The following is a 12,200-nucleotide window of genomic DNA, read 5'->3' on the forward strand; positions in this document are numbered from 1 at the left end:
TCGATACAGTGACCCCAACTCGATAGGAGCACCACCATGTCCGGACCAGGTTTTGCCGTCATCGACTTCGAGACCACGGGCCTCTCGCCCGCGAAGCACGACCGCGTAATCGAGGTCGCCGTCGTGCACGTCGATGAGCATGGGCGCGTGGAGGGCCAGTGGGAGACCCTCATCAATCCGGGGCGCGACCTGGGACGGCAAGACATTCATCGCATCCGCGCATCGGACATCATGCACGCGCCGACCTTCGAACAGATAGCGCCACAACTCATCGACCTGTTGACCGGACGCGTACTGGTTGCCCACAACGCCAGCTTCGACACCCGGTTCCTGGTGGCGGAGCTCGAACGTGCCGGTTACGCGGTGGAGCCACCGGCCGCCCTGTGCACCATGCAGTTGGCGCGCGAGTACCTACCCGGTGCTGGGCGGTCCCTCTCGGATTGCTGCGCCGCCCTGGATATTGACCTGATCGACGCGCACCGCGCATCCGTCGACGCATTGGCGACCGCCCAGCTGTTGGGCGCCTACATTGAGTCGACGGATGATCGTGAGTTCTGGTTCTCGCACATCAGTGCCGCGCTCGAGCAGGGCTGGCCGCCTGCCTCCGTCGTTTCGGTGGAGTGGATGCCGCGGCCGTCGTTCGCGCAGCCGGTGGAGGTGACGGCACAGTCGTTCCTCGGCCGCATCACGATCAAGATGCCGGAGTACGCGGGCCCCGCTGAATGCCTCAACTACCTGGCGCTGCTGGATGGCTGCCTGCTGGATCGGCACCTGTCAGCGCACGAGGCGGAGGCGCTCGTGGCGCTCGCAGAAGATCTCGGCATCGACCGCGCGACGGTGGAGGCACTTCACCTCGAGTATTTCGAGGAACTCACCAAGATCGCGTGGGCGGATGGCGTGCTGACGACGGCTGAGATGGCCGACCTGGTCGAGGTGGGCAACTTGCTTGATGTGCCGACAGGGATCATGGCGCACGCATTCGAATCACCCGCGCTTCCGCCAACCCCGCTGGTCGAGCCTGTCCAGACCCGCACATCCTTCGCTCTAGCGGCAGGCGACCTCATCGTCCTCACCGGTGAGATGACCCGTCCGCGCTCCGACTGGGACGCCCACCTCATGTCACTCGGCTTCACTCCCTGGAACGCGGTCACCAAGAAGGTGCGGCTTCTCGTAGCAGCCGACCCGGACTCGCTCTCGGGTAAGGCCCGCAAGGCTCGTGACTACGGCATCCCGATCGTGGATGAGGCGGGGTTGGAGCGGTTGCTCGGTCGTTAACCGGCAGCCTGGCGCTGCCCGCCAGTACTAGACGCGGGTGTCTCTGCTGGGCACTAGCTCGTGTACTGATCCCAAAACTTTGGATAGAACAATGATAATGGCGACTCAGCTTCGCCTTGCTCAGCAAGTGCGGCTCGACACTGTCGTGCAATCTCCGCGCGATAGGTGTCGATCTGAGGAACGAGCGTATAAATGCTTGTCATGTCGATTGGGACGGTTCGGAATTGTCCGACGTCGAACGGAAGGTGATCCCCAGCACGGATAAGTTGTACTGCCGGAAGTCGGCTTGCATGTCGCAAGGCAAGTTCATAAAACACATTCGGATTGCCGAACGACAGATCGGCAATAACGAGCGGTGCACGGACCAAATGATCGATGACCTGAGCGGTGATCATCCCTGGTGTGCTGATTCGGTCCGCCCGCACAAGTCTCATACCAAGTCCGTCGAGAGCAGGTTCGATCAAAGACCCCAGCATGAGATCTGCATGCATTCGCTGTTCCGAACCGTCCTCGCCAATGGGGGTCACGAGAAAGCAGACGTTCTTGAGATCGGCTGTGTTGGCGATCACCTGGGCTGGCGAGACTGGTGCCTTCCGGGCGGGCGGGCGCGCCGCATCGGACTCAAGGTCGGCCCCAAGATCAGCGTTGTTATCGACATCGCCACGTAATTTTCCATCATCCGTTAACTCGTCGAGAAGAATTTCAAAGGTCAGCAACCGCTCCGCGCCGGCATATGTAGTAAGCAGGCCGAGGTCGCGCGCATTCGCGAGAAACGTTTCAACGCACTCATTTGCGTTGTCCTTCGCAGCAAGCGATTGTTCAGTGACAAAGTCGCTCATTACCGTCGCCGCAGGCATGCGGTTACCCTTGAACTGTTCGTAAAGTGCGTTGAACGGCACAATGTCTGCAATTGCGAGTTGAAGCCGCGCCGCCAACTTGGCTTGGCCGAGGGAGTCATCACCGGACGCTAATGCGCCTTTTTCTGTGAGCTCAAGAAAATCGGCTTGATAGCTGCCCTTTGTAAGCCCGTACTGTGACGAGTTCGTAACAAGTTGCCTGCTAGGACCCGAATCGGCGGATCGGCCCATCTGATCAAAAAGTGTCAGTCGACGAACCCGCTGCCCGGCTGCGTGCTTGTGAATTGCTTCGGCGAGTGGCAGTGACTCGATGAAGGAAGCAGCAGGGTATGTGCGAGGTGTACGGGATCGACGTGGCTTCTTGCCTTTCGCCGACGAGTCGGGCTCGACTTCAGCCTCTGGCTCCTCCGCGGATTCAGCATCCGTATCGATCGCGGAACCCCCGGACTCCGAGTCAGTGTCCACAGTTGGGGTGGTAGTAGCAGGTTCTTGAGGGACAGTGGTCATCGCTCAGCCTCTTCCCTTCGGCGTAAAGTTGAGTACCCTTCCACACAATGTACTGCTCGCCGACGACAACGCCCTATATCGGTTCCGTGCATGCCCTGTCGCGCGGAGCATTCGCGCTTGCGCCAACGGTCGTCGATACACAGTCGTTCGTGGTACCCACAGCTGTGTACACGTGACTAGGCGTCACGATTGAAACGAGTCCGACCGATAGCTGCTGGCACACCTGGTCAAGAAGTGACGATCGCGGCCGTTACGCGGCGAACTCAGCAAACCGCGCCGCTAACGCCTCCCGCGAAGGGCGGTCGGCCCGTCGCGCTGGAAGCGTCAGCGGCCTTCCGTGCATATCCTGCAGACCGTGCCGCAGCATTGGCCCGTCGATTTCGTTCAGCAGGTCGGCGTCGATCCGCACTTCATAGTCGGGCGTGATCCCGAGCAGGTTGCGGTCGTACGCGGCGTGATGAATCTTGCATAGCGCGATCCCGTTCGTCACACGGGCCAGTCCGTTCACATCCGTGTCGCCGAGGATGTGGGCGGCGTCGAGGAGGTCCGCGTGCTTGAGGCTGCACACCGCACACGTCGTGACGTAGGCGTGCATCACTCGAGCACGGAATACCGGCTGGTGCAGTCGTTGGCGCACCATGCGCTCCGCGTACCGGCGCTCATCCGTCGTCATGTGCAGCGGGTCGCCGAAGAATCGCATGGTCTCGTCCAGGCCGACTAGGAACTGCCGCGAAACCTGGTCGTCAGCCACGATGTACACCGGGTAGTACGCCACGAAGGCGCCTGGACGGATGCCCTGCAGATAGACGAGCGGGTCCTTCTGCTGGAATGCCCGCCGCAGCTTGACGTTGTCCCCGCCATCTCGCGACTGGTACGCGTACCGCACGATTCCGTCGGCGCTGATCGTCTCGTCGCCGTACGGACTCTTCACGCTGGACATGATGGTGAGAGTGGAGTCAAAATCGCGAGGGTTTCGGATGCCACGGGCCGTGTCGAGCAGTGGTATTCGCTCGTTCCCGAAGTGGTAGCCCTCCAGCTCGGCGCGTGTGAGCTCTGATTGGCCTGAACCCAGTTTCGTGTCGAGCCAGCGAAAGATGTCCTCTCTGATCATTCGCTGCTCAGCTTCGGACCTCATGAGTTAGTCCTACCAGGGGTGTCAAGCGGAAGCGCCGGGTCGGCTGCCGTGCGCTCGCCAAAGACCTCTACGAGCGCATTCAACAAAATCACGGCAATGCGGAACGGAGCCAACAGGTTCGCTTCGTCGAAGCTCACCTTGTCGAATGAGACGCCGGGCGTCCCGGGGACGGCCTTCGCAAGGTTGGCCAATGCCCATGGTCGTCCATGCGCAACCCCGGAGCATAGCCTCCAGGCATAAAGGACCAGGTGGTTGGGAACGTCGAGGGTGCTGTCGGCATAGCTGAGCGCCTCAGTGCTCTGAACGCCGGCGTTCACCTTTGAGACGTCGACACCGTTGTTCTTTGCGATTCTCCGGATATCCGCGATGCGCTCGTCACCGGAAAGTTCCCTTCCGGATATGTCCGCGAACGCGACCCGTTCATCCGTCACATTGCGCTTGGACCAAGCAAGAGTGCGGGCAATACGTTCGGATTGTTCCGCCGGGTGGATGACCCACAGTGCAACCGCCAGTGCTTCCAGGGATGACCTCAGCAGGGTGGCGGCCGCAATCAGCCGATGAGGGCCGCTTTGCATTAGCTCCTGGGCGGCATGCAGTTGGAAGACTCCGGCGTGAAGGTTGTGCAGTGCTGCGTGGGACACTCCGTACGGACTTGCCATCTCGTCGTCTAGCGAGAGCGCGGATCCTGGCAGGGGTCGAAACATGTCCTTTTCGTTCATGAGCACTGCGAGCTCTTGCACTATCGAGGCGTCGTCCTCCCAATGTTCGGCAAGGCTGTCAGCCAGGAGCCCAAGTAGCGTTGGCCAGCTTCCGCCCCGGGGTGCCCACAGTCCGATCATCGTTGTCGCCAGCTCATCAACAGAACCCCACCCACAGCTCATCCCGCGCCCGAGTCGCCGCCACGTAGCGTTCGCGCAAGTCCCGGGCGGCGCGTTCCTCATCTGTGTGGCGGGGCGTCGAAGGGGTCCAGGGCAACATCACCAGCTTGAACTCGAGGCCCTTTGCCCGGTTGATGGTTCCGACCTTCACGGCATCGACTGTCACGCCGGTGTAGTCCATCAAGCTCATCGACTGGATGGATGCGGCGGCAAGAAGCGCACGGGCGGTATCCGCCTCCCGGTTGGTGTCGCAGAGGATGGCGATGTCTCCTACATTCATGCCGACGGCATCCGTCGCCAGTTTGATGTGGGCGACTAGCGCGCGGTCGTGCTCGGCCCGCGTTGCAAAACGCGCTGAGGCCGGGGCAGGGCCGTGGCGTCCAGACACTGGAGTGTCGTGGGCCGGCTCCGTTTGAACGCGCCTGGCTCCGACCAGGTCAATCAGTGCGGCGTCATCGATGTCGGTGTAGTTGTTATCCACGACAAATGTGGCGGCGAACTCCTGGATTTCGAGGGTGTTGCGGTAGTTGCGGTCGAGCACAACTCCGCGGCCCGACAGCGAGATGCCCGCCTCGGAGAGAACGTAGCCGCCGGGGTAGATGCTCTGTTGCCCATCGCCGATGAGGGTGAACGCATCCGGGCCGTCGCCAACGAGGGAGTGGAGCATTCGCACCATGGACAGTGAGAGGTCTTGCGCTTCGTCGACGATGACGGCGGCGTAACCCTCAAGCGGCCGCTGTTGTAGCGCCTTCTCGGCGAGCAGCACCTGGTCGTTGAAGTCGTGGATGCTCTCGGCACGCAATGAGCGCTCGTACCCCTGGAACAGCGCCCACACTGCGCGCCGGTCGTCAATGTTGAGGCGGATCATCCGCCCGGGCCGCGCGCAGTCCGCGTACTGCTCGAACGAGGTGAAGCCGCGACCCTTGATGACCGAGCCCACCTCCTCCTTCCAGTACTCGAAACCGGCAGTCCCGCCCCGCTCCGTCAGCCGCTGTCGAGCATCCGCATCCAGGTCAGACCAGGACTTCTTGAGCAGCGCGCCCGCCCGGCGGGAGTCGATCTTGATCCGCACACCGCGCTCCGACAGCACGCGGGATGCGAACGAGTGAACTCCCATGAAGTCGACGTGCTCGGCGGCCTCCGGTGCGAGTCTCGTCAACAGGTTGCCCATCACGGCGGGCAGCGTCTTCACGAATGTGGTGAACAGCACGCGGCCGTGCGGATGCATGCGAGCCAGGTAGGCAGCGCGATGCAGTCCGACGACGGTCTTGCCGGTGCCGGCGCTACCCCGGATGCGTGCAGGACCGTTGAAGCTGCGCCGCACCAACGATGCCTGCGAGGGGTGTAGGAATGTCATCCAGTCTTCGACCGGTGCTGCCATTTCGGTTGCAGTGAGCGCTTCGTTGACCTCAGCTTCGCTGAGGAGAGCGTCGTCCTCCAGCACGGCTTCGGGTAGCTCCTCCAGAACTGGCTCGACGACTACCGGCACGGATGCTTCCAGCTGAGCTCCCGAGTAAGACGGGAAGTATTGCATCGCCACCGCGAGCACTTGTTCTACTTGGCTAGTGGTCAGCCGGCGGCCGCGTGCTGCGAGATGCTTGTGCACGTCGTCTTCTCCGACGACCTCCACCGGTCCGACTTCACCGAGCCGGCCTTTGCGTGTTGCCATGACGAGGATGGGACGGACTTCGCCCGGTGCTAGCCCGACCGCGACGAAAGCTTCCTCTGCGGTGTTGGCAACGTCAGCGAGGCGTAGCACCTCGTCGGTGACATCGGCCTGCCCGCGGAACATATGCCCGGCCGCAACCTCGAAGTCATTCCAGTGTTTGGAGTCGACAATCCAGACGCCGGATGGGCCGACAACGATGAGATCGAGTTGTGCGTTCTTTGACCCGGGCCACTGCCGGTCGGGAAGTAGGTAGTAGCCGTGGGCGGTCAGCGGCGAAAGGCGTTTCGCAAGCCGGCGTTCGGCGATAGCTGCCGCAGCGAACCTACCCGAGTCCGCGGTCGCCCGCTCCGCCTCAAGTCGGTAGCTCTGCGCGAGCGCACTGAGTCGCTGAGCTTGCTGCGCGGCTGAAGAACCGGCTGACATCCTGACCCCCTGTCGGATGGGTTCATTCTGGCAGGAATCCTCGAATCGGTGTGGTCCAGAAAAGTTCGGCGTTACTGGAAGATTGGGCGCCCCTTCACGGACCCCAGCTAGTCGTTGGCAAATCGTCGGCCCCGAGGCAGGCCGGAGCCGGAGAGCCGCCGGCGGACGTCGCCATGCGGGAGTTCCGCGAAGAGGTAGCTGTCGGCATCCGAGCCAGTCATGAGGGCTCGTGTGCCGAGCGGCGAGTCGGCCGAGTCGCCGACCGCAGTGGGCAGGGGTGACCGGGTTATCGGGGAGCGAGCAGCAATGCTACGAATGGCGAACAGCCGAACTCAAAATAATCAGGCTCAACCCATCGCGTGAAATGGCTTCAGTCCCAAAGGTCTTGGCCACCGCATTCCACGGTGGCAGTACGAGCTCCAACGTTCACACGAACCTGAAGCACATCTCCTTGCTTCGCGCCCACAAAGTTGAAAACCTGATGCCAACCCCAACTGAAGCCGTGTTCGGCTCCAAGCTTCACAGTCGCGATTTTCTCGCCGGACTCGAAAACATCAAGGGGAGAGCCGGCGAGAAGGCCATGGATGCCTTGATCGAAGGAGAGCACGCCGCTTGCCAGAATTGATGTAGTCACGTCCAGAGTCTGAACTGCACTTCCATCCGTGGACCACGCCCATGCCTTTCTACGCGGCTCGGCTTTGGAACGGGCCTTGGCCGCGAGGCGAATGGTCTCGACCGCGGCCGGATTCGGGTTGCTGCCCCTAAGGCCCCACACGTTTGGAGCGAACCGTTCCATCCACTCGGCGTAGGTAGTCCAAATACCGTACGTACCAGGGGCGATTCCGGCATCGTCGCAGGCCTCTGTGAGGGACTGACGATCCATGACTTGAAAGGGCGAACTCTTCAAGACGTCGATCATAGTGGCTGTAACTTCGCCGAGAAGATCACGATATTTGAGTGGCGTTACGGATTCCACTGTGTCTTTGTCAACTGTGAAGTAGGGGCTCTGTTCGAAGAATATTCGCATTGCTTCGGTCGGGGGAAGGATGTCTAGGCCGCGAAACTTCCACATCCGGCGCGCCCCCTCATGTATCGAAGCAATGGTCTGTGGTGAGTTCACTGACAAGATTGAGCGTGCAGTGTTTATGAGCCGATTTGCGTGGAGCCCGTCATTTTCTCGTTCCACCCAGAGCCAGTCGCCCGCCCATTTCACCGAGGGCTCTGCCCTCAGAATGCGGCGGATGTCCGAGCTATCGAGCGGATATGCCGGAGTTGCCAGCGCTTGTCGAATTTCCTCCACTGTGGTTAGTCCGTAAGCGCTCGTGTGTTTCTTTGCCATCGACATTGACTTCATGACGGGCACTTCCGACTCATTGACAAGCCAGTCGTCGACTTGAACCAGATCAGTGCCAACAAGTTCGACCGCGGACGTGCCGAGGAGCTTGAGTATGTTAAGGAAGCCTGCCCCTGACATTGTGGGTCGTGTCAGGCCTGTCCGTGCGAGTCGGCGACCGATTGGCTCAGGGACCGGCGAGCGTGCAGCAAGCACCTCTGCGACCTCTCGCAGGTTGCTTACGGACGCTCGCTTGAGGAATGGCTCTACCCTCTTCGCGACTTGTCGCACTCGCTCCCGGGTCACCCCGATTGCGTCTCCGGCTTGATCCAGCGTAGCGACGCTACCGTGGACTCCGAAGCGCATCGCGAGTGCTCTGAGCCAGTCTTGGCTTGCTTCCTTGCCGAAGGCAGCCTTGTATGCGTAAGCGAGTGCGATCTCGAACTCGTCCTCGACGGTGTTTTCACTCATGGCTGTCCGTTCTCTGGCGATGCGGCGTCAATTTCGGCTGTGGCATTAAGCAGGTTCAACGTGATTCGCGCTCGCTGGCCGCCGGCAATTCCCCGCTCAGAGACTAGCGATCCGAAGCCCCAAATGCGAGCATTACCCACTGAGATTCGAGTGGGCTTGCTTGCGCCTTCAACGATGAACTCTTTGCCCTCGACGAGCGGGGCAACGGCTTTGGGGACGGCTAAGACAGGGCTTGGGGTTCGTGGAACGGAAAACTCGATTACAAGGGACCCGTCGGTCGCCCACGAGAATGACGTCGGGCGTATACGACTGGGTTTCGGAGGGGAGGCGATTGCACGGCCCTGTGGGTGACTTTCGGCACCGTGCCCTCGCAGTGCCCATGTTGCGCGGCTCAGTCGCAGAACCGCTGGATGTTGACTAAGAGCGGTAGCGATCGTTGTTGGTCTCAAGCCAGCGGCCTCCGCGTATGACAATATATCGGTGCGATCGACTCCGCCGGGGCGGTCGCTCAAGACCTCGCACAGGAACTGACCGACCCGATCAAGTTGTTCCGGCTTGGCGGCGCCTACGGTCACTCGGTCCACGGGGCTGTTCTCCGGCGTAACGAGAATGCCGCCAGCCAAGTGTGCCCAACGACGCATCGACGCCACATCACTCGGCAGAGGCGAATACGGCTGCCTTCCGCCCGCTCGCGCCCATGCGGCCAGCACCTCATCCCACGCGAGTGGGCCCGTCATGGTGAGAAGGCGCCGGAGCGCGCGCGCGGTTGCCGGCGCGTCATCTGCAGCGGTATTGCTCAATCCGCCAAGGAAAAAATCGGGTGGAATATTGAGCTTCTCTGCTTGCGCATCGAGTTTCGTGAGCAGTTCATTTCGCGCACGCCGCACCGTTTCGCGCGATACACCAACGTCGGTCGCTATTGCATCAAGGCTTGGGCGGTCATCGCCTTCGAGCCCCACTGCTCGCAAGGCCATCTCCGCCTTCCGGGGTGACCAGTCTCTGGTCACCGCCTCAGCTGCACGGCGCATTTCTTCGCGATCACCGCTATCGGATTTGTCCACAAGCCAATATTGACACACGGTAGTAAGTGTGCGAACATTCTCTTGGTAGTAAGTGTGCGAAAGGAGTCGGCAGATGAAGCTGACGAAGAAGGATGTGGCGGTGTTGGCCTTGGCTCAACTCGGCGGTGCGTCGCAAATCATCGACACCGAGGATGCGGCCATCGCTGCTCACGCAATCGATGCCCGCGCTTTCGGGTGGAAGAAGTACAGCGACCGCGTTGACCTTGATGCCGTGCGGACCACGCTTCGTCATGAGGGCGAAGCTAAGGAACCTCGAATTGAGGGATCTATTCAGAATGGATGGCATCTAACTCCACGCGGTGTTGCTTGGTTTGAGGCGAACCAGTCGGTCCTCAGCGGCGGCACGGTCTCTGTCGCACCCACATCTGCAGCTGCACAGCGCTGGCGCGCTGAGACACGAGGGTCTGGCGCTGCAGTGAACCGGATTCGTACATCCGACGCATTCCGACTGTGGTCGGCGGGGAAGGAGTTGGCGCCCCGCACGGCAGCTGATGTCTTCCGCATAGACGAGTACACGCCCCCAAAAGACCGGAGCCGAAAAGCCGCGCAGCTCCAGGAGCTTGCAGGCGGGGATCCAGAGATCGACGAGTTCATGAAGGTGGCGATCCCCGCCGCGCTCGCGCTGCGCGCTCCGGTAGGGCGCCTCGAGGAAGAGGAGAACTGATGAACGAACTAAATGTTGTCACCCACGTAGGGCGGGATATCATCCAGTCCGCGCAGCTATTCAAGACACCGGAGGCGGCAGTCTGGGAATACGTTGTCAACTCGCTTCAGTACGTTGATAAGGGCACGGTTGCGCGTGTTGAAGTGACCGTCGATGTTCCAGCCAAGAAGATCACGGTTTCGGACAACGGATCGGGGATGAACCTCGATGGTCTTCGGCATTTCTTTACGATGCACGGCGAGAATAAAGAGCGACGCAAAGGGGTTCCCGGTCGTGGCAAGTTCGGAACGGGAAAGTCAGCCGCGTTCGGGATAGGCACAGAACTCACAGTGTCGACCACTCGGAACGGGAGGCGTCAAACGGTCATTCTGGATCGCCGGGCGATCGAAGCTTCTGACGGCGCCCATGTGCCAGTGACGTTCATCGAGGAGGACGTCAGCGTCGATGGTGAGCCCAATGGAACGACCGTGGTGATCTCCGGAATCAGTGTTCGCCTGGCCAAGGAGCCGATCGTTGCGCTCATCGAACGGCACCTTTCTGCCTTCCACGGTTCACCCGTTGTTACGGTAAATGGTCGGGTATGCGAGATTGTGCGCCCCACCGCGACATTGTCGCGAACTTTCTCCCCCACTGCGGAGCAGGCGAGACTTCTTGGTTCAGTCGAACTCGTAGTCTCAGCGGCGACAGCCCCCCTTGACGACATTCACCGGGGCGTGCAGATCACTGTCGGTAAGGGCAATCTCATTGCAGTTGAGACGGCTGGCGTTGACACGAAAGAATACGGTAAGTACTTGTTCGGTCATGTCGATTGCCCGGAACTCGACAATCCCAAATATGATCCGGTTGCTGCATACACGAACGATCGCAGCATGAAATTGAATGCCTCTCACCAAGTCGCAGTGACGCTAATTGGCTTCATCGGCGCGAGTCTCGAGCAGGTCCGAATGGAACTCGTTGACGTCGGTCGTCGGGCGAAGGCCGATGCCGATGCCAAACGCTTGAAAGAAACGACGAGCAAGATTGAGGGGATCTTAAACGCCGACCTCAAGGACTTCCGGGAACGAGTTGAGGGGCTCGGGAACACAACTCGTCGTCGTACACCCCTGGACGGTGTCGCCGGTGGAACGGACGAGGACCCAACCGAGAAATTGATAGACCTTCGCGGTGGAGAAGCGGGCAGAGAAGACGGAGTCGGAGGCGAGAACGTCGACGAGCCCGTTCCCAACCCCAACCCGACACCTCAACCACCCACTCCACCAGGTCCAGGTAGAGACGGAGGCGAGAACGCATCGCCGGCAGGTGTCGTCGACCCAGAAGGCGACGCCAGAGTCGCTCCGGCCGGAACGGGCCACAGCAGGCTCCGGGGCGGTCTTTCCGTGGACTTCGACCATTACGGCGGTGACTATGACCGCTACCGCTGGGATCCCGAAATGCGTCGAATCACAATTAATCTCGACCACGCAGTTGTGAAGGCCGCGAAGGCCTTGCCAGACGACGAGGCGACCTTTCGACGTCTCTGCTACGAGATCGCTTTCACGGGCTACGCTGTCGCGCTCGCCGACCTTCAGTTCGAGCGCGATCCTGCGCGAGACAGTAGCGATGCCACCTTCGAGATCCGTGCCGCACTTCGCCGCGTTTGGGAAAATGCCGCGGCCCTTTACGCGGCCTGAGGGTATTAGATGAGCAATAGTTCCGCGTGGGCAAGGTCGACATCGAGGACATCCGCGACCTTGATTCTGGGGACATCCTTACGTTCGGGGTCACCGCTAATGTGGACGACGGGACACTGCTCCGGGTCACCACCTACGGCGACGTCCTCATCATCGATGATGCAAACGACATTGAGCGGCTGACCACCGTTACCCCCGCAGATTGGTTCCCAGGACATCTGGGTTGAGCGTTACGA

9 protein-coding genes are annotated in these 12,200 nt (G+C 60.9%); 4 read left to right on the forward strand and 5 right to left on the reverse strand.

Annotated features, from left to right (window positions below; genetic code table 11):
* Positions 1-36 precede the first annotated feature (36 nt).
* The gene (locus ACX3PH_RS11590) at positions 37-1,275 is read left to right on the forward strand and encodes an exonuclease domain-containing protein (RefSeq protein WP_459092648.1); all 1,239 of its coding nucleotides are present in this window, start codon (positions 37-39) and stop codon (positions 1,273-1,275) included.
* Positions 1,276-1,328: 53 nt separating this feature from the next.
* Here the strand turns inward: ACX3PH_RS11590 and ACX3PH_RS11595 are convergent, their stop codons facing one another.
* The 5 genes from ACX3PH_RS11595 to ACX3PH_RS11615 all read right to left on the reverse strand — a co-directional run bounded on the left by ACX3PH_RS11595 (position 1,329) and on the right by ACX3PH_RS11615 (position 8,548).
* Positions 1,329-2,639, reverse strand: coding sequence for a hypothetical protein (locus tag ACX3PH_RS11595; RefSeq protein ID WP_459092650.1), 1,311 nt, complete (start codon positions 2,637-2,639; stop codon positions 1,329-1,331).
* Between the two features lie 250 nt (positions 2,640-2,889).
* On the reverse strand, positions 2,890-3,750 hold the full coding sequence (locus tag ACX3PH_RS11600; RefSeq protein ID WP_459092652.1) for an HNH endonuclease: 861 nt from the start codon (positions 3,748-3,750) through the stop codon (positions 2,890-2,892).
* A 20-nt stretch (positions 3,751-3,770) separates the two neighbouring features.
* Positions 3,771-4,493 carry a hypothetical protein gene (locus ACX3PH_RS11605; protein WP_459092654.1) on the reverse strand — a complete coding sequence of 241 codons (723 nt, stop codon included), beginning with the start codon at positions 4,491-4,493 and terminating at the stop codon, positions 3,771-3,773.
* Between the two features lie 136 nt (positions 4,494-4,629).
* Complete coding sequence (locus ACX3PH_RS11610) at positions 4,630-6,744, reverse strand: nuclease-related domain-containing DEAD/DEAH box helicase (RefSeq protein ID WP_459092656.1); 2,115 nt, start codon at positions 6,742-6,744, stop codon at positions 4,630-4,632.
* A gap of 370 nt (positions 6,745-7,114) precedes the next feature.
* Complete coding sequence (locus ACX3PH_RS11615) at positions 7,115-8,548, reverse strand: hypothetical protein (RefSeq protein ID WP_459092658.1); 1,434 nt, start codon at positions 8,546-8,548, stop codon at positions 7,115-7,117.
* Positions 8,549-9,682: 1,134 nt separating this feature from the next.
* On the opposite strand from ACX3PH_RS11615, the gene ACX3PH_RS11620 reads away from it, so the two are divergent.
* The 3 genes from ACX3PH_RS11620 to ACX3PH_RS11630 are packed head-to-tail and all read left to right on the forward strand — an operon-like array spanning position 9,683 to position 12,191.
* Entirely contained in the window at positions 9,683-10,294 is a 612-nt protein-coding gene (locus tag ACX3PH_RS11620; protein WP_459092660.1) for a hypothetical protein, read from the forward strand.
* Positions 10,294-11,964, forward strand: coding sequence for an ATP-binding protein (locus ACX3PH_RS11625; RefSeq protein ID WP_459092662.1), 1,671 nt, complete (start codon positions 10,294-10,296; stop codon positions 11,962-11,964). Before ACX3PH_RS11620 ends, ACX3PH_RS11625 begins: the two co-directional genes overlap by 1 nt.
* A gap of 26 nt (positions 11,965-11,990) precedes the next feature.
* Positions 11,991-12,191 (forward strand): hypothetical protein, encoded by a 201-nt coding sequence (locus ACX3PH_RS11630; RefSeq protein ID WP_459092664.1) that lies wholly within the window; start codon positions 11,991-11,993, stop codon positions 12,189-12,191.
* Positions 12,192-12,200: the final 9 nt, after the last annotated feature.

The organism is Homoserinimonas sp. A520 (genome assembly GCF_054489245.1).

Bases quoted from the DNA above. Each gene is read 5' to 3' on its own strand.
- ACX3PH_RS11605 (WP_459092654.1), bottom strand. From the start codon at position 4,493: ATGAACGAAAAGGACATGTTTCGACCCCTGCCAGGATCCGCGCTCTCG.
- ACX3PH_RS11595 (WP_459092650.1), bottom strand. From the start codon at position 2,639: ATGACCACTGTCCCTCAAGAACCTGCTACTACCACCCCAACTGTGGAC.
- ACX3PH_RS11620 (WP_459092660.1), top strand. From the start codon at position 9,683: ATGAAGCTGACGAAGAAGGATGTGGCGGTGTTGGCCTTGGCTCAACTC.
- ACX3PH_RS11625 (WP_459092662.1), top strand. From the start codon at position 10,294: ATGAACGAACTAAATGTTGTCACCCACGTAGGGCGGGATATCATCCAG.
- ACX3PH_RS11600 (WP_459092652.1), bottom strand. From the start codon at position 3,750: ATGATCAGAGAGGACATCTTTCGCTGGCTCGACACGAAACTGGGTTCA.
- ACX3PH_RS11590 (WP_459092648.1), top strand. From the start codon at position 37: ATGTCCGGACCAGGTTTTGCCGTCATCGACTTCGAGACCACGGGCCTC.
- ACX3PH_RS11615 (WP_459092658.1), bottom strand. From the start codon at position 8,548: ATGAGTGAAAACACCGTCGAGGACGAGTTCGAGATCGCACTCGCTTAC.
- ACX3PH_RS11610 (WP_459092656.1), bottom strand. From the start codon at position 6,744: ATGTCAGCCGGTTCTTCAGCCGCGCAGCAAGCTCAGCGACTCAGTGCG.